At 71.0% G+C, this 25,773-nt stretch carries 26 protein-coding genes and 1 tRNA gene; 10 read left to right on the plus strand and 17 right to left on the minus strand.

Annotated features, from left to right (window positions below):
- Positions 1-118 precede the first annotated feature (118 nt).
- The gene (locus tag HF323_RS10955) at positions 119-988 is read left to right on the plus strand and encodes a PAC2 family protein (RefSeq protein WP_169582606.1); all 870 of its coding nucleotides are present in this window, start codon (positions 119-121) and stop codon (positions 986-988) included.
- 19 nt (positions 989-1,007) lie between these two features.
- On the opposite strand, the gene HF323_RS10960 is transcribed toward HF323_RS10955, so the two are convergent.
- From HF323_RS10960 to HF323_RS10985, 6 genes are all read right to left on the minus strand, one after another.
- On the minus strand, positions 1,008-1,832 hold the full coding sequence (locus HF323_RS10960) for an undecaprenyl-diphosphate phosphatase (RefSeq protein ID WP_169582607.1): 825 nt from the start codon (positions 1,830-1,832) through the stop codon (positions 1,008-1,010).
- A gap of 50 nt (positions 1,833-1,882) precedes the next feature.
- A complete protein-coding gene (locus tag HF323_RS10965) occupies positions 1,883-3,184 on the minus strand; it encodes a M20/M25/M40 family metallo-hydrolase (RefSeq protein ID WP_169582608.1) in 1,302 nt (433 codons plus the stop codon).
- A 59-nt stretch (positions 3,185-3,243) separates the two neighbouring features.
- A tRNA-Leu gene (locus HF323_RS10970) sits at positions 3,244-3,328 on the minus strand.
- Positions 3,329-3,410: 82 nt separating this feature from the next.
- Complete coding sequence (locus HF323_RS10975) at positions 3,411-4,499, minus strand: VIT1/CCC1 family protein (RefSeq protein WP_169582835.1); 1,089 nt, start codon at positions 4,497-4,499, stop codon at positions 3,411-3,413.
- A gap of 106 nt (positions 4,500-4,605) precedes the next feature.
- Positions 4,606-5,076: a hypothetical protein gene (locus HF323_RS10980; RefSeq protein WP_188241691.1), complete on the minus strand. Its 471-nt coding sequence runs from the start codon at positions 5,074-5,076 to the stop codon at positions 4,606-4,608.
- Positions 5,077-5,099: 23 nt separating this feature from the next.
- Positions 5,100-6,977: a DEAD/DEAH box helicase gene (locus HF323_RS10985; RefSeq protein ID WP_223169312.1), complete on the minus strand. Its 1,878-nt coding sequence runs from the start codon at positions 6,975-6,977 to the stop codon at positions 5,100-5,102.
- Positions 6,978-7,109: 132 nt separating this feature from the next.
- On the opposite strand from HF323_RS10985, the gene HF323_RS10990 reads away from it, so the two are divergent.
- A complete protein-coding gene (locus tag HF323_RS10990; protein WP_169582609.1) occupies positions 7,110-7,970 on the plus strand; it encodes an SGNH/GDSL hydrolase family protein in 861 nt (286 codons plus the stop codon).
- A 1-nt stretch (position 7,971) separates the two neighbouring features.
- A complete protein-coding gene (locus tag HF323_RS10995) occupies positions 7,972-8,661 on the plus strand; it encodes an SDR family oxidoreductase (protein WP_169582610.1) in 690 nt (229 codons plus the stop codon).
- Positions 8,662-8,691: 30 nt separating this feature from the next.
- Here HF323_RS10995 and HF323_RS11000 read toward each other — a convergent pair whose 3' ends face one another.
- Positions 8,692-9,495 (minus strand): RNA methyltransferase, encoded by an 804-nt coding sequence (locus tag HF323_RS11000; RefSeq protein WP_169582611.1) that lies wholly within the window; start codon positions 9,493-9,495, stop codon positions 8,692-8,694.
- Positions 9,496-9,570: 75 nt separating this feature from the next.
- On the opposite strand from HF323_RS11000, the gene HF323_RS11005 reads away from it, so the two are divergent.
- The 3 genes from HF323_RS11005 to HF323_RS11015 are packed head-to-tail and all read left to right on the plus strand — an operon-like array spanning position 9,571 to position 11,436.
- Positions 9,571-10,422: a Sir2 family NAD-dependent protein deacetylase gene (locus HF323_RS11005; protein ID WP_317451055.1), complete on the plus strand. Its 852-nt coding sequence runs from the start codon at positions 9,571-9,573 to the stop codon at positions 10,420-10,422.
- Positions 10,423-10,448: 26 nt separating this feature from the next.
- Positions 10,449-11,051, plus strand: coding sequence for a histidine phosphatase family protein (locus tag HF323_RS11010; protein WP_169582612.1), 603 nt, complete (start codon positions 10,449-10,451; stop codon positions 11,049-11,051).
- Between the two features lie 10 nt (positions 11,052-11,061).
- Positions 11,062-11,436 carry a DUF1801 domain-containing protein gene (locus tag HF323_RS11015; protein WP_169582613.1) on the plus strand — a complete coding sequence of 125 codons (375 nt, stop codon included), beginning with the start codon at positions 11,062-11,064 and terminating at the stop codon, positions 11,434-11,436.
- A 16-nt stretch (positions 11,437-11,452) separates the two neighbouring features.
- Here HF323_RS11015 and HF323_RS11020 read toward each other — a convergent pair whose 3' ends face one another.
- The 5 genes from HF323_RS11020 to HF323_RS11040 are packed head-to-tail and all read right to left on the minus strand — an operon-like array spanning position 11,453 to position 17,535.
- On the minus strand, positions 11,453-12,265 hold the full coding sequence (locus HF323_RS11020) for a CoA ester lyase (RefSeq protein ID WP_169582614.1): 813 nt from the start codon (positions 12,263-12,265) through the stop codon (positions 11,453-11,455).
- Positions 12,262-12,762 carry a MaoC family dehydratase gene (locus tag HF323_RS11025; RefSeq protein WP_169582615.1) on the minus strand — a complete coding sequence of 167 codons (501 nt, stop codon included), beginning with the start codon at positions 12,760-12,762 and terminating at the stop codon, positions 12,262-12,264. The genes HF323_RS11020 and HF323_RS11025 overlap by 4 nt, the downstream gene beginning before the upstream one ends.
- A 5-nt stretch (positions 12,763-12,767) precedes the next feature.
- The gene (locus HF323_RS11030) at positions 12,768-13,919 is read right to left on the minus strand and encodes an acyl-CoA dehydrogenase family protein (RefSeq protein WP_169582616.1); all 1,152 of its coding nucleotides are present in this window, start codon (positions 13,917-13,919) and stop codon (positions 12,768-12,770) included.
- A gap of 20 nt (positions 13,920-13,939) precedes the next feature.
- On the minus strand, positions 13,940-15,925 hold the full coding sequence (locus HF323_RS11035; RefSeq protein ID WP_169582617.1) for a biotin carboxylase N-terminal domain-containing protein: 1,986 nt from the start codon (positions 15,923-15,925) through the stop codon (positions 13,940-13,942).
- Between the two features lie 5 nt (positions 15,926-15,930).
- Positions 15,931-17,535 carry a carboxyl transferase domain-containing protein gene (locus HF323_RS11040; RefSeq protein ID WP_169582618.1) on the minus strand — a complete coding sequence of 535 codons (1,605 nt, stop codon included), beginning with the start codon at positions 17,533-17,535 and terminating at the stop codon, positions 15,931-15,933.
- 104 nt (positions 17,536-17,639) lie between these two features.
- Here HF323_RS11040 and HF323_RS11045 point away from each other — a divergent pair, with 104 nt between their 5' ends.
- Positions 17,640-18,236, plus strand: coding sequence for a TetR/AcrR family transcriptional regulator (locus HF323_RS11045; RefSeq protein WP_169582619.1), 597 nt, complete (start codon positions 17,640-17,642; stop codon positions 18,234-18,236).
- 59 nt (positions 18,237-18,295) lie between these two features.
- Here HF323_RS11045 and HF323_RS11050 read toward each other — a convergent pair whose 3' ends face one another.
- Genes HF323_RS11050 through pdhA form a run of 3 tightly spaced genes read right to left on the minus strand, consistent with a single transcriptional unit; the run spans position 18,296 to position 21,797 of the window.
- A complete protein-coding gene (locus HF323_RS11050) occupies positions 18,296-19,657 on the minus strand; it encodes a dihydrolipoamide acetyltransferase family protein (protein ID WP_169582620.1) in 1,362 nt (453 codons plus the stop codon).
- Positions 19,654-20,664: an alpha-ketoacid dehydrogenase subunit beta gene (locus HF323_RS11055; RefSeq protein ID WP_169582621.1), complete on the minus strand. Its 1,011-nt coding sequence runs from the start codon at positions 20,662-20,664 to the stop codon at positions 19,654-19,656. The genes HF323_RS11050 and HF323_RS11055 overlap by 4 nt, the downstream gene beginning before the upstream one ends.
- Entirely contained in the window at positions 20,661-21,797 is a 1,137-nt protein-coding gene (gene pdhA / locus HF323_RS11060) for a pyruvate dehydrogenase (acetyl-transferring) E1 component subunit alpha (protein WP_169582622.1), read from the minus strand. The genes HF323_RS11055 and pdhA overlap by 4 nt, the downstream gene beginning before the upstream one ends.
- Positions 21,798-21,964: 167 nt before the next feature.
- On the opposite strand from pdhA, the gene HF323_RS11065 reads away from it, so the two are divergent.
- Entirely contained in the window at positions 21,965-22,438 is a 474-nt protein-coding gene (locus HF323_RS11065) for an Lrp/AsnC family transcriptional regulator (protein WP_169582623.1), read from the plus strand.
- Between the two features lie 9 nt (positions 22,439-22,447).
- Here the strand turns inward: HF323_RS11065 and HF323_RS11070 are convergent, their stop codons facing one another.
- On the minus strand, positions 22,448-23,443 hold the full coding sequence (locus tag HF323_RS11070) for a DMT family transporter (protein WP_169582624.1): 996 nt from the start codon (positions 23,441-23,443) through the stop codon (positions 22,448-22,450).
- 74 nt (positions 23,444-23,517) lie between these two features.
- On the opposite strand from HF323_RS11070, the gene HF323_RS11075 reads away from it, so the two are divergent.
- Entirely contained in the window at positions 23,518-24,072 is a 555-nt protein-coding gene (locus HF323_RS11075) for a CGNR zinc finger domain-containing protein (RefSeq protein ID WP_169582625.1), read from the plus strand.
- Here HF323_RS11075 and HF323_RS11080 read toward each other — a convergent pair.
- On the minus strand, positions 24,032-24,931 hold the full coding sequence (locus tag HF323_RS11080; protein WP_169582626.1) for an alpha/beta hydrolase: 900 nt from the start codon (positions 24,929-24,931) through the stop codon (positions 24,032-24,034). The genes HF323_RS11075 and HF323_RS11080 overlap by 41 nt on opposite strands.
- Before the next feature lie 72 nt (positions 24,932-25,003).
- Between HF323_RS11080 and HF323_RS11085 the strand changes: the two genes are divergently transcribed.
- On the plus strand, positions 25,004-25,735 hold the full coding sequence (locus HF323_RS11085; RefSeq protein WP_169582627.1) for a 3'-5' exonuclease: 732 nt from the start codon (positions 25,004-25,006) through the stop codon (positions 25,733-25,735).
- The last annotated feature ends 38 nt before the right edge of the window (positions 25,736-25,773 follow it).

Here is a 25,773-nt window from a genome sequence, read left to right on the forward strand (position 1 = left end):
CTACCGAGAGGCGACGGCCCGGCCCGGCCGGTCGAGGCGCACCGCCGCCACGCTGAGGCCCGCACCGCGCGCCGGGCCTATCCTGGAGAGAACCCGCGACGCGGGTGGAGGAGGTCTCGTGGACGGACTGGGACGCCGGGTGCTCGTCGCCGCGTTCGACGGCTGGAACGACGCCGGGGAGGCCGCCTCGTCGGCGATCGCTCAACTGCGCGAGAGCGGGACCTACGAAACCGTCTTCTCGGTCGACCCCGAACTCTACTTCGACTACCAGTACACCCGTCCGCAGATCGCCACCGACGGCGACGGCAAGCGCTCGCTGCGGTGGCCCGAGGCGGTCCTCCTGCGTCCCACCCGCACCACCCGCGGCGGCACCCAGCTGTGGCTGCTCACCGGAGTGGAACCGGCCCGCGCGTGGCAGGCCTTCGCCGCGGAGTTCATCGATATCGCCCTGAGCGAGGACATCACCGGCTTCGTCTCGATGGGCTCGATGATGTCGGACGTGCCCCATACGCGGCCGATCTCGGTGTTCGCCGGCAGCGACAGCGAGCCCCTGCGCACCGCCCTCGGGCTGGAGCGCAGCACCTACGAGGGCCCCGTCGGCATCCTCAGCGTGCTGGGGCACGCCGCCGACGCCGCGGGCATCCCGTCGGCGAGCCTGTGGGCCAGCGTGCCCCACTACGTGGCGGGCCACACACCGTCGCCCAAGGCCACCCTCGCCCTCCTCGATCGGCTCGAGGACCTCACCGGCGCCTCCATCGCCCGTGGTGAACTCGCCACCGAGGCCGCAGCGTGGGAGGCGTCGATCGACGCGGCGGCCGCCGACGACGAGGAGATGACGGAGTACATCCGCCAGCTCGAGCGCACGCGCGACACGTGGGACTCGCCCGAGGCATCCGGCGACGCGATCGCCCAGGAGTTCGAGCGCTATCTGCGCCGGGGCGGCGGCGAGGGACCGACGAAGCCCGGCCGGGACGAACCGCGCCGCTGACGATCCGCGACGCGGCCGATCAGTACGCCGAGATGACGCCGGTGCTCAGCAGCACCAGGATCAGCGACCCGAGCGCCACGCGGTAGACCACGAACGGCAGGAAGCTGTGCTTGGAGATCCAGTTCATGAAGAACGCGATCACGCCGAGCGCGACGAAGAACGCCACCAGGGTGGCGACCGCGGTCTCGCCGAGGGTGAACACCCCCGGCTCGTTCCAGCTCTTGAACAGCTGGTAGAAGCCGCTGCCGAACACCGCGGGAATCGCCAGGAGGAAGGCGTAGCGGGCGGCTGCGGCGCGCTCGTAGCCCATGAAGAGACCCGCGGTGATGGTTCCGCCCGAGCGTGAGACGCCCGGGATGAGCGCCAGCGCCTGCGCGAAGCCGTAGATCACGCCGTGGCCCACCGTGATGTCGCGCAGCATCCGCTTCTTCGCCCCGACATGATCGGCGATGCCCAGCAGCACGCCGAAGAGGATCAGCATGGCCGCGATCAGCCACAGCGACCGGAACACCGTCTCGATCTGGTCCTGGAAGAGCAGTCCCAGGACGACGATCGGGATGCTTCCCACGATGATCAGCCAGCCCATGCGGGCGTCGGGGTCATTGCGCGGGATGCGTCCGAAGAGAGCACGGAACCACTGGCCGATGATGCGCACGATGTCGCGCCAGAAGAAGAGCACCACGGCCGCCTCGGTGCCGATCTGCGTGATCGCCGTGAAAGCCGCGCCCGGGTCCTGCGCCGAGGGCAGGAACTCCCCCAGGATGCGCAGGTGCGCGCTGGAGGACACCGGAAGGAACTCGGTGAGTCCCTGGACCAGGCCGAGGATGATCGCCTCGAGGAGCATAGGGGCCTTTCGATGCGGGATGCCCGGGGGTGAGGCATCCGCGGGTTCTCTCAGTAGGTGCGGAGGAGGTCGGTCAGCACGCGCTGGCCGAAGACGAGGGACTCGATGGGCACCCGCTCGTCGACGCCGTGGAACATGCCGGTGAAATCGAGGTCGGCCGGCAGGCGCAGCGGCGCGAAACCGTAGCCGGAGATGCCGAGGGCCGCGAGGGCCTTGTTGTCGGTGCCGCCGCCCATGAGGTACGGGATGACGGGAACGCCCGGGTCGTGGCGGCCGAGGGCCGCGACCATCGCGTCGACGAGTTCTCCCGAGAACGGCACTTCGAGGCCGATGTCCTGGTGCACGATCTCGACCTCGATGTCGTCGCCGACGATCCTGCGGATGTCGGCGAGGGCGGCATCCTCGGTCCCCGGGAGCACCCGCACATCGATGAGCGCCTCGGCGCGGTCGGGAATCACGTTGTGCTTGTATCCGGCGGTGAGGCCGGTCGGGTTCGTGGTCGTCCGCAGAGTGGAGCGGAGGAATCCGGATGCCGCGCCCGCCGCGGCCGCGACGGCGTCGGGATCATCCGGACCGGTGCCCGTCAGCTCGCCCAGGCGCTCCACCATTCCGCGGGTCGCGTCGGTAAGGGTCACCGGCCACTCGGTGCGGCCGAGCTGCGAGACCGCGGCGGCGAGCTTTGTGACGGCGTTGTCGCCGTGGTAGCTCGAGCCGTGGGCCGCGCGCCCGCGCGCGACGAGGCGGATCCACACGAGCGCCTTCTCGCCCACCTGCAGCAGGTAGGCGCGGCGGTCGCCGACGGCGATCGAGTACCCGCCGACCTCGCTGATGGCCTCGGTCGCGCCGGCGAACCACTCCGGGCGGTCCTGGACGACGAGGGCCGAGCCCTCGACGCCGCCGTTCTCCTCATCCGCGAAGAACGCGAGCACGAGGTCGCGCTCGGGCGCATCGCCCGCCCGCACGATGTCGGCGACGGCGGTGAGGATCATGGCGTCCATGTCCTTCATGTCGACCGCGCCGCGGCCCCACAGCATGCCGTCCTTGACGACGCCCGCGAACGGATCGACGCTCCAGTCATCGGCGATCGCCGGCACGACGTCGAGGTGACCGTGCAGGACGAGGGCGGGCTTGTCACGGTTGCGACCGGGCACGCGCGCCAGGACGTTGGTGCGCCGAGGGACCGGCTCGTAGAACTCCGGCTCCAGCCCGATGCTCCGCAGGAAGTCCCCGACGTACTCGGCCGCCTCGCGTTCGCCCGCCGCGCGGCCGCCCCCGTGATTGGTGGTGTCGAAGCGGATCAGATCCCGCGCGACGGCGGCGACCTCAGGCAGCTCGGAGGGCGATGCGGGCATGGCGACCAACCTATCCTCTCGACGAAGAAGGCCCCCTTTCGGGGGCCTTCTTCTCTGTGTGCGCGAGGGGGGACTTGAACCCCCACGCCCTATACGGGCACTAGCACCTCAAGCTAGCGCGTCTACCTATTCCGCCACCCGCGCAGGTGGTTTTCGGTTTCGCAACCGAGGAACGACATTACCACGTCGCCCTTGGTTCAACGAATCGACGAGAGGCTCGCGCGCGTCATGCGAGCGACACTCCGAAGAGCAGCCCGAGGCCGTACGTGATGGCGGCCGCGCCGAAGCCGATGGCCAGCTGACGCAGCGCGCGGCGCAGCGGCGGGGCGCCCGAGAGCAGCCCGACCGCCGCGCCCGTGCACAGGAGGGCGATGCCGACCAGGACCAGCGCGAGAACGATGGCCGCCACTCCCGACAGCCCGAGGATCCACGGCAGCACGGGGATGATCGCACCCGACGCGAAGAACAGGAAGCTCGACACCGCGGCGCCCCAGTCGCTGCCGACCACCTCGTGGTGGTCCACCACGTCGAGGGGGGACGTATCGGTGCGGCCCTCGCCGATCGAGCGCGCCGCCTCGACGGCTCGGCGCGCGCGGGCCGTCGCCTCCCCTTCGGGCATCCCTCGCGTGCGGTAGACGAGCGCGAGCTCGTTCGCGTCGATGTCGAGGTGCGGGATCGCGACGTCCGCGTACCCGCTGGGCTGCGTGGCGGTGAGCAGTTCGCGCTGGGACCGCACCGAGACGAACTCGCCCGCCCCCATCGACAGCGCCCCGGCGAGAAGGCCCGCGATGCCGCTGAAGAGAACGAACTGCGGTGCGACGCCCGTCGCCCCGATGCCCATCACGAGGGCCAGGTTCGACACGAGCCCGTCGTTGGCCCCGAACACCGCCGCGCGGAACGTGCCGGAGAGGCGGCGGCGCCCGCGCGCGGCGAGCCCCCGGACCACCTCATGGTGAACCTTCTCGTCGGCGCCCATGGCGGCCGTCGCGAAGGGCTCGTCGTCGTACGGCGACCGGGCCTCCGCGTTCTGGGCCAGGGCGAGCACGAAGATCGAGCCGAACCGCTTCGCCATCGACCCGAGCAGGACGGTGCGCAGATCGGGTCGCGGCGGGCGGGCCGGCTCGCCGCCGAGCAGCGCCAGCCAGTGCGCCTCGTGGCGCCCTTCGGCCTCTGCGAGGGCGGTCAGGATCTCGCGCTCCTCGCCGTCGCGCCGCGCCGCGAGCTCGCGGTACACGCGCGCCTCGGCGCGCTCGTTGACGAGATACTGCGCCCAGCGACGTCGGTCGCGGGGCGTGGGGGCGGCGGGCACGCTCACAGAAGGCCTCCGGGCCGGGTACGTGGGGACCCTTCCACGGTAGTTCGCGAGCGGATGCCCCGACCCGCGCGGGCCCGGATTGCCAGCATTTCGGGCCTCCGAACCGCTAGCCGCCGGCCTGCTCCAGCCGGGCGCGCAGTCCGCGCTCGCCCGCCGTCATGACGTGGGCGTGCGCTCGCTCGAAGGCGGGGCGCAGCACCCACGCGGTCGCGTTCATCCAGCGGCGTGCGGTGGCGACATCCCAGTCGAAGACGAGGACGGATGCCCCCTCCGCCGCGGGTTCGACGGTCAGGCGCCCCGTCCCCTGCAGGTCGCCGTCGCTGGAGGCGGCGAGGGAACGCCCTGGATCGACCGCGTCGATCGTGAGCCGCACGCGCAGCCGGTATCCGAGCGGGCTCCGCACGGCCAGCTGCAGGTGCTCCCCCGGCGCGAGGGACGCGGCGGGTTCGACGATCCGCACGCCGGGCCACCACGTGCCGTCGGCGCCGGGGCGGAGCATCCGCTCGACCTCGTCCCACACCCGCGGCGCCGCCAGGGGCACACTCCACCGTGAGGTGAAGGAGTAGCTGGCCGGCATGCCCGCGAGTCTAGGCGGCGCCGTCAGGAGCGCACGCGCTGACGCAGGACGTCGATCCGCGCCTGCAGCTGCGCCACCGTCGCGTGCGAGACCGCTGGGCCGCCGCAGATCCGCCGGAGTTCCGCGTGCACGAGGCCGTGCGCCTCGCCCGACTGTCGGGCGTAGAGCCCCACGAGGCTGTTGAGGAGCTGCCGCTGCTCCTTGAGCGATCGGTGCAGCGCCTGCGGAAGGGCCGCCGGCTCATCAGGGTTGCTCGACTCGCGCTCCTCGCGGGCGCGGCGGTGACGGCCCTGGCGCGCCTGCCGCTGCATCAGCAGCTCGTGGACGTGCTCGGGCTCCAGCAGGCCCGGAAGCCCGAGGAACTCCTCCTCCTCGGGCGTGCCCGGAACCGCGAGCTGCCCGAACTCCTTGCCGTCGAAGAGCACACGGTCGAAGTGGGCGTGTGAGCCGAGCGCCTGGTACTCGAACTCCTCAGTGAGGGCGTCGGACGCCTTCTCGTCGCGCTCGGCGGCCGCCATGAGGTCTTCCTCGGCGTTCCACTCGTCGCCTTCGCTGTCGCGATCGAGCGCGTGATCGCGCTGACGCTCCATCTCGTTCGCGAGCGCGAGCAGCTGCGGGACGTTGGGCAGGAAGACGCTCGCGGTCTCACCGCGGCGGCGGGCGCGCACGAAGCGACCGATCGCCTGCGCGAAGAACAGCGGGGTCGATGCCGACGTCGCGTACACGCCGACCGCGAGGCGGGGGACGTCCACGCCCTCCGACACCATGCGCACGGCCACCATCCAGCGGCTCGTGTCGTTCGAGAACGTCTCGATGCGCGAGGACGCCTCGGCCTCGTCGGACAGGACGATCGTGACCGGCTCGCCGGTGATGTCGCGGAGGATCTCGGCGTATGCGCGCGCGGCGGTCTGGTCGGTCGCGATCACCAGGCCGCCGGCATCCGGCACCTGCTCGCGCACTTCGCTCAGCCGGCGATCGGCCGACCGCAGGACCGCGGGAATCCACTCCCCGCCGGGGTCGAGCGCGGTGCGCCACGCCTGCGAGGTGATGTCCTTGGTGTTGTCCTGCCCGAGCTGTGCCTCCATCTCGTCGCCGGTCTTCGTTCGCCAGCGCATCTGCCCGGCGTAGACCAGGAACATGACCGGACGCACGACCCCGTCCTCGAGCGCGCGCCGATAGCCGTACGCGTAGTCGGTGCGCGAGAGGCGGATGCCGTTCTCGTCGGGGTGGTACTCCACGAACGGGATGGGGGCCGTGTCGCTCCGGAACGGGGTGCCCGACAGGAGCAGCCGCCGCGTCGCGCGGCTGTAGGCCTCGCGCAGCGCGTCGCCCCAGCTGAGAGCATCACCGCCGTGATGCACCTCGTCGAGGATCACGAGCGTGCGCGCGTCCATCGTGAGGCGCTGGTGGACGGATGCCTTGACCGCGACCTGCGCATAGGTGACGGCGACGCCGTGGTAGTGCCGGGCGGGCGCGACGTGACGGTTGCTGAAGGCGGGATCGAGGCGGATCGACACGCGAGCCGCGGCATCCGCCCACTGCGTCTTGAGATGCTCTGTGGGGGCCACCACGACGATGCGGTCGACGATGCGGCGGCGTAGAAGCTCGCTCGCCAGCCGGAGGGCGAACGTCGTCTTGCCGGCGCCCGGTGTCGCCGCGGCGAGGAAGTCGCGCGGCCCGCCGCCCGGGCCGTCGGGACCGTCGAGCCCGAAGTAGAGGTCCAGGGCCTCGGCCTGCCAGGCGCGCAGCCGCTGGGCCGTTCCCCACGGCGCCCGCTGCGGGAACGACGGCGAGAGATGCTCCGCCTTGAAGCTGCCGATGTGGGCGTCGGCGGAGGGATCGTGGGCTTCAGTGTGCGGGGATGCGGCGCGCGGTGCTTCGAGGACCGACTCGTCGTCCATCGCACCTCCCGCCTGCCGCGAACAACGAGTCACCACCCTAGACGACGACGACGACACCGCCGGTCCGTCCCACGCCGGTGCGCGTCGCCCCGGCCGGGGTAGCCTGGCAGGGGTCACGAACCGAGGAAGACGATGCCGACAAGAGACGATCACCTCACCCCGTACGTCCCCAACCCCCACCCGCACCCGTGGCGGCGATGGGTCGCGATCGGCGACTCGTTCACCGAGGGCGTGGGAGACCCCGAGCCCACCGCGCCCAACGGGTTCCGAGGGTGGGCGGACCGCGTGGCCGAGGTGCTGTCGCAACAGGTCGACGACTTCGCGTACGCCAACCTCGCCATCCGCGGACGTCTCATCGGCCAGATCATCCAGGAGCAGGTCGAGCCGGCCCTCGCCCTCAAGCCCGATCTCATCACCTTCTCGGCGGGCGGCAACGACGTGATCCGTCCCGGCGCGGACCCCGACGCCGTCTCGCAGCTCTTCGAGGATGCCGTCGTACGACTGTCGAGCGAGGGCGCCACGCTCGTGGTGTTCACGGGCATCGACACGAACTTCACCCCCGTCTTCCGCGGGATCCGCGGGCGCGTGGCCATCTACAACGAGAACATCCGCGCGATCGCCGACCGGTACGACTGCATCGTGGCCGACCAGTGGGCCCTCAAAGAGGTGCAGGACATGCGCTTCTTCGACGACGACCGGCTGCACTACAACGCTCTCGGCCACCACGAGATCGCGCGCATGGTTCTGCGCGCCCTCAACGTGCCCAACGATCTTCAGCCCATGCAGCCCGATCCGCTGCCCTCGCGCACGTGGCGCGAAGCGCGGGCGGTCGACTTCGTCTGGGCGCGCGAGTACCTCGTTCCCTGGGTGCTGCGCAGACTGCGCCACCAGTCGTCGGGCGACCACCTGAAGGCCAAACGGCCCGATGCCCTCCCCCTCACGACGATGGCACCGCCGCGCGAAACGGGCGCACCGCGAGGCGAGGAGGACTGACGTGGCGATCCGTCTCGTGACCGGTGCCGGCTCGGGAATCGGCGCGGCGCTCGCCGAGCGCTTGAGCGAGCGCGGTGATGAGCTCTGGCTGCTCGCGCGGGACGCGGGCCGCGCCGCGCAGTTGCGCGAGCGCTTCCCCGATGCCCGCACGCTCGTCGGCGACCTGGCCGAGCCGGGACGTCTCTCCTGGGCATTCGGGCACCAGAGTCCTCCGGCACGTCTCGACAGCCTCATCCACGTGGCGGGAATCGTCGAGCTGGGCCCCGTCGCGGAAACCCCGGTCGCGGTCTGGCAGGAGCAGCTCAACGTCAACGCGATCGCTCCCGCCGAGCTGACGCGGCTGATGCTGCCCGCACTGCGCGCCGCGCGCGGGCACGTCGTGTTCGTCAACTCCGGCGCCGGCCTGAGGGTCCACGCCGAGTGGACCTCGTATGCGGCGAGCAAGTTCGCCGTCCGCGCCATCGCGGACGGGCTCCGCGAGGAGGAGCGCGCGAACGGCCTGCGCGTCACGACGGTGTACCCCGGACGAACCGCAACGCCGATGCAGGAGAAGGTGCACCAGCAGGAGGGCGCCGCCTACGACGCCGCCCGCTGGATCGATCCGGCGTCCGTGGCGACGACGATCCTGGCCGCTCTCGACCTTCCGCGGGATGCGGAGCTCACCGAGCTGACGGTGCGTCCCGGCGCCTGACATCGCGGGACGGCGATGCGGCGAGCGGATTCACCGCGCCCGCAGCTCCCATAGGGCGACGGCGCTGGCCGCCGCGACGTTGAGCGAATCGACTCCCCCGGCCATGGGGATCGTCACGACGGTGTCGGCCGCCGCGAGGGCCTGACGGCTCAAGCCGTCCCCCTCGGCGCCGAGCATGAGCGCGACCCGATGCGGGCGCCGCGCCCCGAACTCGTCGAGCGGCACGGCATCGTCGGCGAGGGCGAGTGCGGCCAGTTCGAAACGGGCCTCGTGAAGCGCCGAGCGCGCCTCCTCCCAGTCCGGCAGGCGGGTCCACGGCACCTGGAAGACGGTGCCCATGCTCACCCGGACACTCCTGCGATACAGGGGATCGGCGCACCGTGGGCTCACCAGCACGGCATCCGCCCCCAGGCCGGCGGCGGCTCGGAAGATCGCGCCGACGTTCGTGTGGTCGACGATGTCCTCGAGCACGACGACGAGGCGCGCATCGGCGAGGACCTGCGAGACCGGAGGCAACTCGGGACGGTGCATCGCCGCGAGGGCGCCGCGGTGCACGGCATACCCGGTGAGCGACCGGGCGACCTCGGCGGTCACGACGAAGACCGGCACCGAGGCATCCGTCACCCGCTCCTCGATCTCGGGGAGCCACTTCTCCTGCACGAGGATCGAGCGCGGGCGGTGCCCCGCCGCGATGGCCCGCGAGATCACCTTCGCCGACTCGGCGATGTAGAGCCCGCCGGCCGGCTCGATGACACGCCGGAGGGCGACGTCGGTGAGGTCCCGGTAGTCCGAGAGTCTCGCGTCGTCCGCCGACTCGACCCGCTCGATTCCCACGCCCCCACTCTCCCACGCGGCGTAACATCCCGGTAAACCGCGACGCCTACACTCGGAGCGGAGAGGGGGTCTGGTGTGTCGATCGTGACCGAGCTGGACGGCGCCGCTGCCCTCGCCGTCTCGCGCGCCGTCGACGTCCTGGCCGGCCGCCGCATCGCCGTGCTCACGGGAGCGGGCGTCTCGACCGACTCGGGCATTCCCGACTATCGCGGCAAAGGTGCTCCGGTCCGCACGCCCATGACCGTCGAGCAGTTCCTCGGCAGCGAGTCGGCCCGCCGGCGCTACTGGGTCGGCAGCCATCTCGGGTGGCGCGCGTTCGCCGCCGCGGAGCCCAACGCCGGCCACCGGGCCATCGCCGACCTCGAGCGCAGCGGCGTGGCGACCGGCGTCGTCACGCAGAACGTCGACGGTCTGCATGTGCGCGCCGGCAGCCGCCGTGTGGTCGAGCTCCACGGCACGATGCGGCGCGTCTTCTGCACCCACTGCGGCCAGGTCTTCGACCGGCGCGACCTCGCGGGCCGCGTCGAGGCGGACAATCCGTGGATCCTCGTCCCCGACGGTGTCGCCCTGGGACCGGACGGCGACGTGCTGCCGGAGAGCAGCGACGGATTCGTCGTGCCCGCCTGCACGGTCTGCGAAGGGATGCTCAAGCCCGATGTCGTCTTCTTCGGCGAGTTCATCCCCGCGGAGAAGTTCCGCGAGGCCGAGCAGCTCGTGCACGCGAGCGAAGGTCTGGTGATCGCCGGCTCGTCTCTCGTGGTCAACTCGGGCATCCGGCTGCTGGAGCGGGCACGACGTCGCCGCCTGCCGGTCGTGATCGTCAACCGCGGCACCACCCGTGCCGACGCGCGCGCGACGGTGAAGATCGACGCCGGCACGAGCGAGGTGCTGCGCGCTCTCGCCGACGCCCTGCCTTCAGCGGGCTGACAGCACGCGGACCGTAGGCTCGTGGGGTGACTTCGCTGACCCTCGTCCGCCACGGCGAGACCGACTGGAATCGCGCTCGCCGCATCCAGGGAACGACCGACATCCCGCTCAACGACACCGGGCGCGCGCAGGCACGTGAGGCGGCCGCGGCCATCCGCGTCGCGTCGCGCGACGTCCCGGCGACGATCGTGGCCAGTGATCTCTCCCGTGCTCGCGAGACCGCCGAGATCATGGCGGCCGAGCTCGGCCTCCCCGCCCCACGCCTGTACCCCGGTCTGCGAGAGCGCGGCTACGGTGAGGCCGAGGGCATCGACTCGGCCGAATTCTTCCGCCGCTGGGGCGACTGGCATACCGCCGAGGTTCCCGGCGCCGAACCGTGGCCGCTGCTGCGCCGGCGCGCCCTCGAGGCGCTCGCCGAGGCCGTGCGCGACCACCGCGGCGCGACGGCGCCGGGCGAGGCCTCGCTCATCGTCGTCACGCACGGCGCGCTCATCCGCGAGGTCATCCGGCATGCGTCGGGCGGAGAGTTCCCGCCTGCCGGAACCCGCCTCGCCAACGGATCCGCCCACGAGCTGCTGTTCGAGCGTGACCACGTGCGGCTGCTGTCCTCCGCGGGCGCCGTGGCCTAGGCTCGGCGCCATGCCGGTCCCCGCCACCGTGGACGAGTACATCGCGGGATTCCCCCCGCCCGTGGCCGAGCGGCTGGAGCGGGTCCGCGGGATCATCGTGGGCGCGGTCGCCGACGCGTCGGGCGCGCCGCCCGAGGAGAAGATCCGGTACGGCATCGCCGCCGTGATGCTCGGCGGCCGGTACGCGCTGCACTACGCCGGGTGGAAGAAGCACATCGGTCTCTACCCCGTGCCCCCGTTCGACGGTCCGCTCGAAGACGAGGTCGCGTCCCACCGCGCCGAGAAGGACTCGCTCGTCTTCCCCCACGCTGCCGAGATGCCCTACCCGCTCATCGACCGCATCGCGCGGGAGATCGCCGCTCAGCGGGTCGCCGCGAAGGACTGACCGCGCGAACGGTGGGTCATTCGCCCGCGCGACGCAGCACCGCGCGCGCGTGGCGCAGCACCGGCTCGTCGACCATGCGCCCGTCGTACGTGAAGACGCCGCGCTCTCCCTGCGCCGCCGCGAGCACGGCTCGCGCCCACGCCACCGTCTTCGCGTCGGGGCGGTAGGCGTCCCGGATGATCGCGACCTGGCTGGGGTGGATGCACGCGGTGGCGGAGAATCCGGATGCCGCGGCATCCGCCGCCTCGATCGCCAGGCGCTTGGTGTCCTCGATGTCGAGGTGCACGGCGTCGATCGCCGACTTGCCCCGCGCGCCGGCTGCCAGCAGGACGCGCGCCCGCGCGTAGCGGGCGATGTCACGGTAGCGTCCGTTCGGCTTGCGGCTGGACGTGCCGCCGATGCTCGCCACGAGGTCCTCGGCGCCCCACATCAGCGCGCTGACGTTCGGGAGCGCGGCGATGCGGTCGGCCTGCGCGACCCCCTTCGCCGTCTCGCACAGCGCGATCAGCTCGAACCTCTGGTCGATCTTCGCCAGCCGCTTGGGCGCCTCGGCCTTCGCCACCATGATGCGCCGATAGTCGGTCTGCGACAGCGTCGCCAGGTCGGATACGAAATCGTCGGTGTCGGGCGGGTTGACGCGCACGATCACCCGGTCGGAATCGAGCTCGGATTCGATCAGCGCGCCGCGCGCGGCCGCCTTCGCGGCCGGGGCCACGGCATCCTCGAGGTCGAGGATGACGGCGTCGGCGCGCTGGAGCGCCTTCGCGAAGCGCTCCGGCCTGTCGGCGGGGCAGAACAGGATCGCCGGTCCCAGTCCGAACGCGCTCATGAGCCCTCCTCCGAGGTCGGCGCGCACCACATCAGCGCCGTCCGCGTCGCGGTCGCGACGACGTCGCCGCGCTGATTGCGGCCGATGTGCCGCAGCGTCACGATCCCCTGGCCCGGGCGCGAGGACGACAGCCGCTTGTCGATGACCTCGGTCTCGGTGTACAGCGTGTCGCCGTGGAAGACGGGCGCCGGGAAGGAGATGTCGGTGAGGCCGAGCTGGGCGACGAGCGTTCCCTGCGTGATCTGCGAGACGGATGCCCCCACCATCGTGGCGAGCGTCCACATCGAGTTCATGAGCCGCTGGCCGAACGGCTGCCCCGCCGCGAAAGCGGCGTCGAGGTGCAGGGCCTGCGTGTTCATCGTGAGGGACGAGAACAGGACGTTGTCGGCCTCCGTCGCCGTCCTGCCGGGACGGTGAAGGTACCGTGCCCCCACCTCGAGCTCGTCGTAGTAGAGGCCGCGCTGCACGATCGTCTTCGCCTCGCCGGTGCCGTCCACGTGTGTCACGCTACTCCGAGCGCGCGGGCGATGACGAGGAGCTGCACCTCGTTCGTGCCCTCTCCGATCTCCAGGATCTTCGAGTCGCGGTAGTGCCGCGCGACGGGGTACTCGTTCATGAAGCCATTGCCGCCGAAGACCTGCGTCGCATCGCGCGCATTGTCCATCGCCGCGTCGCTCGCCGTGAGCTTCGCGATGGCGGCCTCCGTCTTGAACGGCTTCCCCGCGTCGCGCAGGCGCGCCGCGTGGTGCCACGCCAGGCGCGCGTTGTGGACCCGCAGCTGCATGCGCGCGAGGAGGAACTGGATGCCCTGGCGCGTCGACAGCGCGTCGCCGAACACCGTGCGCTTCTGCGCGTAGTCGACGGCCGCTTCGAGGCATCCCTCCGCCGCCCCCGTCGACAGCGCCGCGATCGCGATGCGGCCCTCGTCGAGGATGTGCAGGAAGTTCGCGAAGCCGCGCCCGCGCTCCCCGAGGAGATTCGCCTCGGGCACACGCGCGTCCTGGAAGGTGAGCGGATGGGTGTCGGACGCGTGCCAGCCGACCTTGTCATATCCGGGCTCGACGGTGAAGCCCGGTGTTCCGGACGGCACGATGATGGTCGAGATCTCCTTGCGGCCGCCGCTCTCCCCGGTGACCGCGGTGACCGTCACGAACCGGGTGATGTCGGTGCCGGAGTTGGTGATGAACTGCTTCGAACCGTTGATCACCCATTCGGCGCCGTCGAGCTTCGCCGTGGTGCGCGTCGCCCCGGCGTCCGAGCCCGCTTCCGGCTCGGTGAGCCCGAAGCCCGCGAGCGCGGTGCCCGCGAGGAGGTCGGGCAGCAGCTCCTGCTTCTGCGCCTCGGTGCCGAAGCGGAACACCGGCATCGCGCCCAGGCTGACCCCCGCTTCGAGGGTGATGGCGATCGACTGGTCGACGCGGCCCAGTGCCTCGATCGCGAGGCACAGCGCGAAGTAGTCGCCGCCCTGCCCGCCGTACTCCTCGGGGAACGGCAGTCCGAAGAGGCCGAGCTCTCCCATCTGCGCGACGACGTCCATCGGCAGCGTCTTGGTGCGATCGGCCTCGTAGGCCTGCGGCGCGACCACCTGGTCGGCGAAGTCGCGCACCATGCGGGCGAGGTCGCGCTCGTCCTCGGTGAGGTTGAAGTGGTCCATGGGAGTTCTCCTCGGGTTCGTCAGGAGCGGGAAGCGGATGCCTCGTGGGCGGGATCGGCGGAAGCGACGTGGGCGAGCACTTGATCGCGGCGGACCTGGTCGCCGACCGCGACATCCACGCGCACGACGCCGCCGTGCGGCGCCAGGACGGGATGCTCCATCTTCATGGCTTCGATCGTCACGATCCTCGCGCCGGGCTCGACCGTCGCGCCGGCCGCGACGTGCACCGCCACGACCGCGCCCGGCATCGGGGCGCGCAGCTCGGGATCGGCGGCAGCGGACTCGCGATCACGGGCAGCGAGCCGCAGCTCCATCGCCCGCCGGCGCGTCAGCGGGCGCAGGCGGTGAGTTCCCCCGCCGGCGTGGACCCACACGGCGCCGTCCGCGTCGACGGCGGTGGCGGCATCCGTCACCGTTCCGTCGTCCCCGGCGGCATGGCCGCCCTGCGGGGCGGGCGGGGACGAGACGAGCTCTCCCGCGTCGGTGAGGAAGAACGTCGGCGGATGCCCCGGCTCGCCGCCCAGGCGCCACGCCGAGCCGCTCGCCCACAGCGCCGACGCGCGGCGCGGCGTGCGCGGCTCGGCGGAGGCTGTGACGACGGAGGCCGCGGCGCCGAGCGCGCGGCCGGTCGGCGCCGGCCCGGCGAATGGCGGCATGCGGTCGATGAGACCGGTGTCCATGTCGCCGGTGCGCACGCCGTCGTCGGCGAGGAGCTCACGGAGGAAGCCGATGTTCGACTCCACGCCCAGGAGCACCGTCTCGGCGAGGGCCGCGTCCAGGCGCTCCAGTGCCGCGGCACGGTCGGCGCCGTGGGCGATGACCTTCGCGATCATGGGGTCGTAGTCGGCGGTCACCGTGGATCCGGACTCGACGGCGGCATCCGTGCGCACGCCGCTCGCCGGCTCCCACAGGAGCACGTCGCCGGTGGCGGGAAGGAAGCCGCGCGCGGGGCTCTCGGCATAGACGCGGGCCTCGATCGCGTGACCGTCGAGGCGCACGTCGGACTGGGCGAACGCCAGCGGCGCCCCCGCGGCGATGCGCAGCTGCTGCTCGACGAGGTCGACGCCGGTGACGAGCTCGGTCACGGGGTGCTCGACCTGCAGCCGGGTGTTCATCTCGATGAAGAAGAATTCGTCGGGCCGGTCTCCGGCGACGAGGAACTCGACGGTGCCGGCCCCGCGGTAGTCGACGCTCGCGGCCGCTGCGCACGCGGCGGCCCCGAGCCGGTCGCGGGTCGCCGCGTCGATCACCGGGGAGGGCGCCTCTTCGATGACCTTCTGGTGACGGCGCTGGAGCGTGCACTCGCGCTCGCCGAGATGGACGACGGTGCCGTGCGCGTCGGCGAGGACCTGCACCTCGATGTGGCGCGGGCGCTCGATCAGGCGCTCCAGCAGCAGGGTGTCGTCGCCGAACGCGGCGCTCGCGACGCGGCGGGCTGTCGCCAGCGCGTCGGGCAGCTCGGCTGCCGACCGCACGACCTGCATGCCCTTTCCGCCGCCGCCCGCCGACGGCTTGACGAGCAGCGGGTAGCCCGTCGCGCTCGCTGCCGCATCGATCTCGGCATCCGTCAACGCCGCCGCGCTGAAGCCGGGAACCGTCGGCACACCGTGCCCGGTCACATGCTCCTTGGCGCGGATCTTGTCGCCCATCACCTCGAGGGCGCGCTCCCCCGGGCCGATGAAGACGATGCCCGCGTCGGCACAGGCTCTGGCGAACTCGGCGTTCTCGGAGAGGAAGCCGTAGCCGGGGTGCACGGCCTCGGCGCCGGTCTGCTTCGCGGCGGCGATGACCGCGTCGATGTCGAGGTAGGAGGCGGATGCCGCGGCCGGCCCGATGCGCACGGCGATGTCGGCCTCGCGAACGTGCGGGGCATGCGCGTCGGCGTCGCTGTAGACGGCGACCGAGCGGATGCCGAGACGGCGCAGCGTGCGGATCACGCGGCGCGCGATCTCGCCGCGGTTGGCGACGAGGACCGTCGAGAACAGGACGTCGGCTGCTGAGGTCATCGTGCTCACATCCGGAAGACGCCGAAGCGCGGTTCGGGCAGGGGCGTGCGTGCGACGACGTCGAGCGCGAGCCCGAGGAGGTCGCGCGTGTCGAGCGGGTCGACGATACCGTCATCCCACAGCCGGGCTGTCGCGTAGTAGGGGTTTCCCTGTTCCTCGTACTGGGCGCGGATCGGCGCTTCGAAGGCGGCCTGGTCCTCGGCGGACCACTCCTCGCCGCGCGCGTCCAGCTGATCGCGCTTGACGGTGGAGAGGACGGATGCCGCCTGCGGGCCGCCCATGACGGAGATCCGGCTGGCGGGCCACGTCCACAGGAAGCGGGGCGAGTAGGCGCGGCCGCACATCGAGTAGTTTCCGGCGCCGAACGAGCCTCCGATGACGACGGTGAGCTTGGGGACGCGGGTCGTCGCGACCGCGGTCACCATCTTGGCTCCATCCTTCGCGATGCCGCCCGCTTCGGCGTCCTTCCCGACCATGAAGCCCGAGATGTTCTGGAGGAACAGCAGCGGCACGCCGCGCTGGTCGCACAGCTCGATGAAGTGGGCGCCCTTCTGGGCGGACTCGCTGAAGAGCACGCCGTTGTTGGCGACGATCCCCACCGGGTGGCCGTGGAGCCGCGCGAATCCGGTCACGAGCGTGTCGCCGTACTCGCGCTTGAACTCGTGGAACTCGCTGCCGTCGACGAGGCGTGCGATGACCTCGCGCACGTCATAGGGCTGGTTGACATCGACGGGCACCACGCCGTACAGGTCGCCCGGGTCGACGGCGGGCGGAACCGTCGGCAGCACGTTCCACGCGGGATCCGCCGGCGGCGGGAGGGTGGCCACGATGTCCCGCACGATCTCGAGCGCATGCTCGTCGTCCTCGGCGAGGTGGTCCACAACTCCGGAACGGCGCGCGTGCAGCTCTCCCCCGCCGAGCTCTTCGGCGCTCACGACCTCGCCGATGGCCGCCTTCACGAGAGGCGGCCCGCCGAGGAAGATCGTGCCCTGGTTGCGCACGATCACGGTCTCGTCGCTCATCGCCGGAACGTAGGCGCCGCCCGCTGTGCAGGACCCCAGGACCGCGGCGATCTGCGGGATGCCGGCCGCAGAGAGGCGGGCCTGATTGAAGAAGATGCGCCCGAAATGGTCGCGGTCCGGGAACACCTCGTCCTGCATCGGCAGGAATGCCCCTCCGGAGTCGACGAGATAGACGCACGGCAGCCGGTTCTCGAAGGCGATCTCCTGCGATCGGAGGTGCTTCTTGACCGTCATCGGGTAGTACGTCCCGCCCTTGACGGTGGCGTCGTTGCACACCACCATGACGTGCCGCCCGTGGACGAGACCGATCCCCGCGATGACGCCGGCGGCCGGCGCATCCCCGCCGTAGAGTCCTTCGGCTGCGAGCGGAGCGATCTCGACGAACGGGCTGCCCTCGTCGAGGAGCCGCGTGACGCGGTCCCGAGGCAGCAGCTTGCCGCGCGCGACATGACGCTCTCGGGAAGCCTGCGGTCCCCCCAGCGCGACCGCGGCGAGGCGCTCGCGAAGCCGCGCGGCCTGCTCGGCCTGAGCGTCGCGCGCACGCGCGAAGGCGTCGTCATGAACGGCCGCGGTGGGGAGGGCTGTCATGTCATCTCCGTCGACGTCACGATCGGATCACGTTCGTTGTCCGGACGCGATCGAATTGGTTAGTGTTCACTAACTGGAGTCCAGGTTAGCGAGGATTAACTGAGATGACAAGCGGTGTCACGGAGCGCGATCGGGCCAAAGCCGACCGCCAGGCGGCGATCCTGCACGAGGCGGCGCGCCTGTTCGCCGAGCGCGGTTTCAGCGGCGTGAGCCTCGAAGACCTGGGCGCCGCCGTCGGCGTGAGCGGCCCCGCCCTCTATCGTCACTTCGCCAACAAGCAGGCCCTCCTGGGAGCGATCCTCGTCGGCGTGAGCGAACGCCTTCTCGCCGGCGGGCGCCGCGTCGTCGCCGACGCCGATGCGCCGATACGACAACTCGAGGCGCTCGTCGCGTTCCACGTCGACTTCGCCCTGTCCGATGCCGACGTCATCCGCGTGCAGGACCGCGACCTCGCCAGTCTCGCCGACGAGGATCGGCAGAGCGTGCGCCGGCTCCAGCGCGAATACGTCGAGGTCTGGGTCGAGATCCTTGCCGCCATCCATCCCGGCCGCGCCGGCGACGAGCTCCGTGTGCGCGCGCATGCCTGCTTCGGCCTCATCAACTCGACCCCGCACAGCGTGCGCGGGCTGCGCGACCGGCCCAGCGACGACCAGGTGCGCCGCATCCTGGAATCGATGGCGCTCGCGGCGCTCGCCGACTGACCCGCCCCTCGAAACGGGAGCGCCCGCCGCGATCGCGGCGGGCGCTCCCGTTTCGAGGTTCAGCGCAGCAGCATCGCCCGGCCGGGCTCGCGCAGCACGTTGGCGACATCGACCATGAACTTCGAGCCCTGCTCGCCGTCGACGAGACGGTGGTCGAACGAGAGCGCGAGCGTCATGACATCGCGGAGCGCGATCTCGCCCCGGTACTCCCACGGCTGACGGCGCACCGCACCGAGCGCGAGGATGCCCGCTTCGCCGGGGTTGAGGATCGGCGTGCCGGCATCGACCCCGAACACTCCCACGTTCGTGATCGAGAAGGTGCCGCCCGTCATGTCCGCGGGCGACGTCTTGCCGGCGCGCGCGGTCTCGGCGAGTCCGCGGATCGCGTCGGCGAGCTCGATCAGCGACAGGTCCTGAGCGTCCCGGATGTTCGGTACGACCAGTCCCCGGCCGGTGGCCGCGGCGATCCCGAGGTTGACGTAATGGTGCTGGACGATCTCACCGGCCGCCTCGTCCCAGCGCGAGTTGAGGCTCGGGTGGTGTGCGAGGGCGAGGCAGACGGCCTTGGCCGCAACCGCGAGCAGGCCGATCTTGTGGTCGGCCAGCGCACGATCGGTCTTGAACGACGCGATCAGCTCGGTCGTCGCGGTGACGTCCACCGTGACGAACGTCGTCACGTGCGGCGCCGTGAACGCGCTTCGCACCATCGCGTCCGCGGTGTGCTTGCGGACGCCGCGGATGGGGGTGCGGGTCGTGCGATCCCCCGCGGGAGCGACCCGGAGCTCGGGCATCAGCTCGGGCTCGACAGGCTCCGACGCGACCGGGGCCGCGCCGACGCGGGTCGCGTACGCCTCGACATCCGACCGGGTGATGATGCCGCTCGCTCCGGTGGCCTCGACGAGCGCCAGGTCGATGCCGAGCTGCTTCGCCAGCAGCCGCACGGGCGGCGTCGAGCGCGGACGCTCGAGCGGACGCTCCGGTTCGGCGAGGTGGATCGCGTCGTGGGGCGCGGCTTCGAGCACGGCGGTGTCGGATGCCGCCACCCTCGCGCCGGCCGAACGGGCACGGCGCTGCGGCTTGGCATTGCCGCGAGGCGCAGCGCCGTAGCCGACGAGATTCGGCTCCGCCTTGGCCGGCTCCTCGACGACCTCGGCATCGGGAGCGGGCACCGGTGCGTCGTCGCCGCCGAGATCATACGAGATCAGGACGGAGCCCACCTCGACGACGTCGCCGACCGCCGCGTGCAGCTTCGTGATGATCCCCGCGTAGGGAGAAGGAAGCTCGACGACCGCCTTCGCCGTCTCGACCTCGGCGATGGTCTGGTTGAGCGTCACGGTGTCGCCCTCGGCGACCAGCCACGCGACGATCTCCGCCTCGGGAAGTCCCTCACCCAGATCGGGGAGTCGGAAGTCCTGGATCACAGTTCCACTCCGGTCATGCTGTTCGGCCGGTCCATGACGCGGTCCACGGCGTCGAGGATCCGGTCGAGATCGGGCAGATGGTGCTTCTCGAGCTTCGCCGGCGGGTAGGGGATGTCGTGGCCCGTCACGCGCTGCGGGGCCGCCTCGAGGTAGTTGAAGCAGCGCTCCGTGACGCTCGCGATGAGCTCGGCGCCGACTCCCGCCTCCCGGGCGGCCTCATGGGTCACCACGACGCGGCCGGTCTTGCGGACCGACGCCGTCACCGTTCGGTAGTCCACCGGCGAGATCGAGCGCAGGTCGATGACCTCGATCGAGACGCCGTCGTCTTCCGCAGCCGTCGCCGCGTCCATCGCGGTGGCCACCTGGGATCCGTACGTGAGGAGCGTCACGTCGCTCCCCTCCCGCGCCACGCGGGCAAGACCCATCGGCGGAGCGTCGGCCAGGTCGACATCGAGGTCGACCTCGCCCTTGGAGTGATACAGGCGCTTGGGCTCGAAGTAGACCACGGGGTCGTTCGACGCGATGGCCTGACGGAGCATCACGTACGCGTCCTGCGGGTTGGAGACGGCGATGACGCGCAGGCCCGACGTGTGGACGAAGTACGCCTCGGGAGACTCCGAATGGTGCTCGGCCGCACCGACGCCGCCGGCCCACGGGATGCGGATGGTGATCGGCATCTGGACGTTCCCGCGCGTGCGGTAGTGCATCTTGGCGACCTGGCACACGATCTGGTCGAACGCCGGGTAGACGAATCCGTCGAACTGGATCTCGACGACCGGACGGTAGCCGCGGAACGCCAGCCCGACCGCCGTGCCCATGATGCCCGCCTCGGCGAGCGGGGTGTCGACGACGCGCTGAGCGCCGAACTCCTGCTGGAGCCCGTCGGTGATGCGGAAGACGCCGCCGAGCTTGCCGATGTCCTCGCCCATGACGAGCACCTTGTCGTCGTCGGCCATGGCACGACGGAGTCCTTCGTTGATGGCCTTCGCCATCGTCAGCTGCGTCATCGTGCGACCCCCTCGGCGTCGGCGGCGAAGCCGTCGAGGTACGCGGCGAACCAGGTGCGCTGCTCCTCGAGACCGCTGTGCGGCTCGGCGTAGACGTGGTCGAGCACCGTGAGGGGCGCGCGCGTCACTGCTCCCTGCGCGGCCGAGCGCACCTGGGCGGCGAGGTCGTCGGCGTCGGCGGCGACGGCCGCGGCGAACTCCTCGTCGAACTCGCCCATGCTCCGAAGGAGCGCCTCGATCCGGGCCAGGGGGTCACGGCCCTTCCAGCGCTCGACCTCCTCCTTGTCGCGGTAGCGGGTCGGGTCATCCGAGGTGGTGTGCGGTCCGATGCGGTAGGTGACCGCCTCGATGAACGCGGGGCCGTTGCCCTTGCGGGCGTTGTCGAGGGCCCACCGCATAGCTGCGAGGCACGCGAGGACGTCGTTTCCGTCGACGCGCATGCTGGGGATGCCGAAGCCCGGAGCGCGCCCGGCGATCGGGAATCGCGCCTGCACCGTGACGGGCTCGGAGATCGCCCACTGGTTGTTGGTGCAGACGAAGACCACGGGGGCGCCGTAGGACGACGCGAAGACCATCGCCTCGTTGACGTCCCCCTGACTCGAGGCACCGTCGCCGAAGTAGGCGACGGCGACTTGGTCGGTGCCGTCGCGCTGGATGCCCATCGCATAGCCGACGGCGTGAAGGGACTGCGCGCCGATGATGATCTGCTGCGTCGCAGTGTTGATCTCGTACGGGTTGTACGTGGAGTGCTCCTCGCCGCGCCACGCCAGCACGTAGTCCGCCGGCTTGGCACCGCGCGCATAGGCGACACCCGTCTCCCGGTAGCTGGGGAACGCGAAGTCGTCAGCGCGCAGAGCGCGGGCGGTGCCGATCTGCGAGGCCTCCTGGCCTTGGCACGGCGGCCACAGTGCGAGCTGACCCTGACGCTGGAGGGCGACGCCCTCGGTGTCGATGCGGCGCAGCAGAACCATGTCGCGGTACAGCGCACGCAGTGCCGCGGCATCCACGTCCTGGACCCAGCGGTCCAGCTCGGGATCGGCGATCCTCTCGCCGTCGGGGGTGACCAGGCGCGCGACGTCGTCGGTGTCTGTCGCGAGATCGGCGGTCGGGGTCAGGGTGTGCGTCATCGTCATCACTCCTCGGTGCAACCCTCCCTCGTGAGGAGGGGCGTCGTGGCTCGCCGACATCGTCATCGGCTCCTTCGAGGCTACGTCCGCATCGCACCTCGCTCAAGCAGGCGCGCATCCCTTGAGCATGTTGACAACTAACTCCCCCCCAGACCGTGCTAACGTTTCGCACTATGAGTGCCCTTGATCACGTCGACCTGGAGCTGCTGGCCGCCCTGTCGGCCGACCCCCGCGCGACCGTCGTCGCGCTGGCCGAAAGGCTCGGCCTCTCGCGCAACACGGTGCAGGCGCGCATGGCACGGCTCGAGCGCTCGGGCGTCTTCCTCTCGTACGAGAGGGCGATCTCATCGACCTCGCTCGGGTATCCGATCGAGGCGTTCATCAGCGTCATCGTGCGCCAGGCCGATCTCCCCCGCATCACCGCGGAACTGACGCGCGTGCCCGAGATCGTGCAGGCGCACGGCCTGTCCGGTCAGGTCGATCTGCTCGTGCGCGTGGCCTGCCGAGACACCCAGCATCTGTTCGACACCGATGCGCGCATCCTCGCCATCGAGGGAGTCGAGCGCACCGAGACGTCGCTCGTCATGGGCGAGGTCATCCCCCACCGGGTCATGCCGCTGATGGAGCTGGCGCGCCGGGAGTCGTGAGCTGCCGAGCTACGGGAGCGGGACGGCGCTGGCAGCGACCTCCGCCCGCGGTGCGGACCGCAAGTCGTCGACCTTGACCAGCACGACGCCGGCGAGGATGAGCGCACCGCCCGCGAACTGGATCGGCGCCGGCACCTCGGCGAGGAAGATCCATGCGAAGCCGAGCGCGAAGAGCACTTCGGACAGCCCGACGAAGGACGCGACGCGCGATCCGATGCGCGGCACGGCCATGACTCCGAGCGCGTATCCGACGGTGGTGGCGACCGCCGCGACCCACAGCAGCGGAACGAACCACGGCACCGTGACACCGGCGAGCTCGACCGACACCGGCGGCGCCTCGAACGGCATGATGCCGGCCAGACACAGCACCCCCATCATCGCCGCCCCTGCGAGCAGGCCGCTCGCGGCCAGGGCGAGCGGGGGCAGGTCGTCTCCGGCGCGTTCGGAGATGACGAAGTACGCGCACACGCACACCGCGGCTCCCAGCGCGAGCAGCGTTCCGATCAGGTCGAAGGATGCCCCGGAGATGTCGACCACCAGGACCAGGCCGAGGACGGCGACCGCCGACCCCCAGAGCACGAGCGCCGACGGCGCCCTGCGGGTGCGCAGCCACACGAACGCGACGAGCATGACCGGCGCGAGGTATTGGATGAGCAGGGCGACTGCCACCGGCATCCGCTGCATCGCCGAGAAGAAGAAGAGCTGGCACAGCAGCACGGGCATGAGCCCGAAGCCGGCGATGAGCCGCCAGTGCCTGCGCAGGAACCCGGGCTGGCGCCGCATCGCCCGGATCACGGCGGGCGAGAGGATGAGCCCGGCGATTCCCATGCGCACCAGCAGCGCCGCGCCGAGAGACCAGCCGGCTTCGAGCAGCGGTTTGACGAAGGGACCGCTCGACGAGAAGGCGAGCGCCGAGGCCACAGCCATGATCAGACCGGTGGTGCGCACCCGCGACGGCGTCGCGAACGTGGTCATCACGGGTATCGACGCGGTCGAAGCGGTCATGGGCGGCATCCGGCTGTCATGAGTCAAATCTGCTTACACTGGTGACAGTATCGAAGGGGATGTCAGGAGTCAACATGGTTTTCATCCATGACACGAAGCGCACACTCATGATGGTGGTCGACCTCGTCAACACCCTGCCCGGATTCGACGGCGAGGATGATCTCCAGACGCCGCACGATCTCGCGCGATTCCTCGAGACGAATCCGTACACCGGCGTGGTCCGCGTCGACGCGACCGAAGTCGCCGAGGTGCGCGAGGTCCGCGGGCGCTTGCGCGAACTGTGGGATGTCGATCGCGTGGGCGCCGTGCCGCTCGTCAACCGGATGCTCGCCGACGGCGAGGCGCTGCCGCGGCTCGTGATCCACGACGAGTACGACTGGCACATCCATGCGACATCCGACGACTCTCCCCTAGCGACCCGCATGATGGTCGAGGCCGCGATGGCGTTCGTCGACGTCATCCGCTCCGACGAGTACGACCGTGTGCGGATCTGCGCCGCCGACGACTGCGACTCCGTCTACATCGACTATTCGAAGAACGGCTCCAAGCGGTACTGCGACACCGGCAACTGCGGGAACCGCATGAACGTCATCGCGTACCGGGCTCGGAAGGCGCGAGAAAGCGCCTGATCGCGGCGGCGGCCGGCGCCGGCGTCTCGTAGTGGATGAGGTGCCCGACATCCGGGATCTCCACCAGCTCTGCCGCCGGGAACAGGCGCGCGAGCCGGCGCTCCGCCTCGATCGGCGTGATGTCGTCGCGCACGGCGGCGACGAGCAGCGTCGGCTGAGCGATCCTCGGCGCGAACTCGCGGACATCGTGAGAGACCGAGGCGACGAACGCGTCGTGGAGCACGTCGCGGTCGGCGAAACGCGAGAAGTACCTGTCGTGCTGATCGTGGATGAACCGGCGCAGCTCGGCATCCTTCGTCTTGGCCATCGACTCGCTCATCACGCGCACGATCAGTCCGTTGCGCAGCAGCGCCTCGCCGAGCCGCTCCGGCAGGCGCGCGCCGGCCCAGTAGTAGAACACCGCGAGGCGCGTGAGCAGGCCTCTCGGCCCCTCGAGCGCCGGGGCGCCGATCGGATTGACCAGCACGACGCGAGGCGCGGGCAAGCCATGCGCGACGGCCGACGCGACCACGATCGAACCGAAGGAGTGCCCGAGGATCACCGCGCCCGGTGCGACCTTCGCGGCGAACGCCTTCAGCCATTCGGCATACATGTCGAGATCGTGGCGCACACCGGGGAGCGGGGCCGTCTCGCCGAAACCCGGCAGGTCAGGTGAGATCACGCGTACGTCGGGCAGGTGCGCGACGACGGGTTCGAGTCCGTGGTGCTCCCCGCGGAACCCGTGCACCGCGATGACCGTGGTCGAGGCATCCGACGGCCCGTACACCCAGTACGCCGTGACGCCGCCCGCGACCGGCACCTCATGCCGCTCGACGGGTATCTCGTCGAGGAGCGGGGCGTAGGGGTTCGCGGATGCCACGGTCCGAGTCTACGAGCGCACCCGCGGTGCGCCTCGCACGCGGTGTCGGACGTGCCGCATACCGTGAGCGGCATGCAGCAGTGGCGGGCCGACCCTCTCCCGCTGTTCGACGTTCCCGACTGGCTGCGCGTGATCGGCGTCTTCGACCTCGAGACCACGGGCGTGGATGTCGCGTCCGACCGGATCGTCACGGCTCACGTGGGGCTGCTGGATGCCTCGGGCGCGGTGCTGAGCGCGCGCGACTGGCTCGCCGATCCGGGTGTCGAGATCCCTGAGGGCGCCGCGGCGATCCACGGCATCACGACCGCGCACGCACGAGAGCACGGCAGGTTCGCGGCGGACGTGATCGTCGAGGTGGTGGCGGCCCTGCGCGGTCTGCTGGATGCCGGCATCCCGGTCGTCGCGTACAACGCGCCGTATGACTTCTCGCTGCTCAAGCACGAGGCGCTTCGCCACCGCATCGACCCGATCGTCGATCCGTTCCCCGTGATCGACCCGCTCGTGGTCGACAAGGCCTACGACCGCTGGCGCCGCGGCAAACGCACGCTGTCGGTCGTGGCCGAGCACTATGCGGTACGACTGGACGGCGCTCACGAGGCATCCGCCGACGCCGTCGCGGCCGGACGCGTCGCCCAAGCGCTCGGCGAGAGGTACGCCGCATGGCTGCCGGACACGGCGCAGGAGCTGCACACGCGGCAGATCGCGTGGGCGCGCGCGCAAGCAGCCAGTCTCACGGAGTACTTCATCCAGATCGGCCGGCTCGACCCCGACGACAGGCTGGACGGCAGCTGGCCGATCCGCTGAAGGCGGGTCGAACGACGAAAGCCCCGCCGGAGCGGGGC

Source organism: Microbacterium sp. MF43 (genome assembly GCF_012847295.1).
Classification (GTDB): Bacteria; Actinomycetota; Actinomycetes; order Actinomycetales; family Microbacteriaceae; genus Microbacterium.

Bases quoted from the DNA above. Each gene is read 5' to 3' on its own strand.
- HF323_RS10960 (WP_169582607.1), bottom strand. From the start codon at position 1,832: ATGCTCCTCGAGGCGATCATCCTCGGCCTGGTCCAGGGACTCACCGAG.
- HF323_RS10965 (WP_169582608.1), bottom strand. From the start codon at position 3,184: ATGCCCGCATCGCCCTCCGAGCTGCCTGAGGTCGCCGCCGTCGCGCGG.
- HF323_RS10980 (WP_188241691.1), bottom strand. From the start codon at position 5,076: ATGCCGGCCAGCTACTCCTTCACCTCACGGTGGAGTGTGCCCCTGGCG.
- HF323_RS10985 (WP_223169312.1), bottom strand. From the start codon at position 6,977: ATGGACGACGAGTCGGTCCTCGAAGCACCGCGCGCCGCATCCCCGCAC.
- HF323_RS10990 (WP_169582609.1), top strand. From the start codon at position 7,110: ATGCCGACAAGAGACGATCACCTCACCCCGTACGTCCCCAACCCCCAC.
- HF323_RS11015 (WP_169582613.1), top strand. From the start codon at position 11,062: ATGCCGGTCCCCGCCACCGTGGACGAGTACATCGCGGGATTCCCCCCG.
- HF323_RS11020 (WP_169582614.1), bottom strand. From the start codon at position 12,265: ATGAGCGCGTTCGGACTGGGACCGGCGATCCTGTTCTGCCCCGCCGAC.
- HF323_RS11030 (WP_169582616.1), bottom strand. From the start codon at position 13,919: ATGGACCACTTCAACCTCACCGAGGACGAGCGCGACCTCGCCCGCATG.
- HF323_RS11035 (WP_169582617.1), bottom strand. From the start codon at position 15,925: ATGACCTCAGCAGCCGACGTCCTGTTCTCGACGGTCCTCGTCGCCAAC.
- HF323_RS11040 (WP_169582618.1), bottom strand. From the start codon at position 17,535: ATGACAGCCCTCCCCACCGCGGCCGTTCATGACGACGCCTTCGCGCGT.
- HF323_RS11045 (WP_169582619.1), top strand. From the start codon at position 17,640: ATGACAAGCGGTGTCACGGAGCGCGATCGGGCCAAAGCCGACCGCCAG.
- HF323_RS11055 (WP_169582621.1), bottom strand. From the start codon at position 20,664: ATGACGCAGCTGACGATGGCGAAGGCCATCAACGAAGGACTCCGTCGT.
- pdhA (WP_169582622.1), bottom strand. From the start codon at position 21,797: ATGACGATGACGCACACCCTGACCCCGACCGCCGATCTCGCGACAGAC.
- HF323_RS11065 (WP_169582623.1), top strand. From the start codon at position 21,965: ATGAGTGCCCTTGATCACGTCGACCTGGAGCTGCTGGCCGCCCTGTCG.
- HF323_RS11070 (WP_169582624.1), bottom strand. From the start codon at position 23,443: ATGACCGCTTCGACCGCGTCGATACCCGTGATGACCACGTTCGCGACG.
- HF323_RS11075 (WP_169582625.1), top strand. From the start codon at position 23,518: ATGGTTTTCATCCATGACACGAAGCGCACACTCATGATGGTGGTCGAC.
- HF323_RS11085 (WP_169582627.1), top strand. From the start codon at position 25,004: ATGCAGCAGTGGCGGGCCGACCCTCTCCCGCTGTTCGACGTTCCCGAC.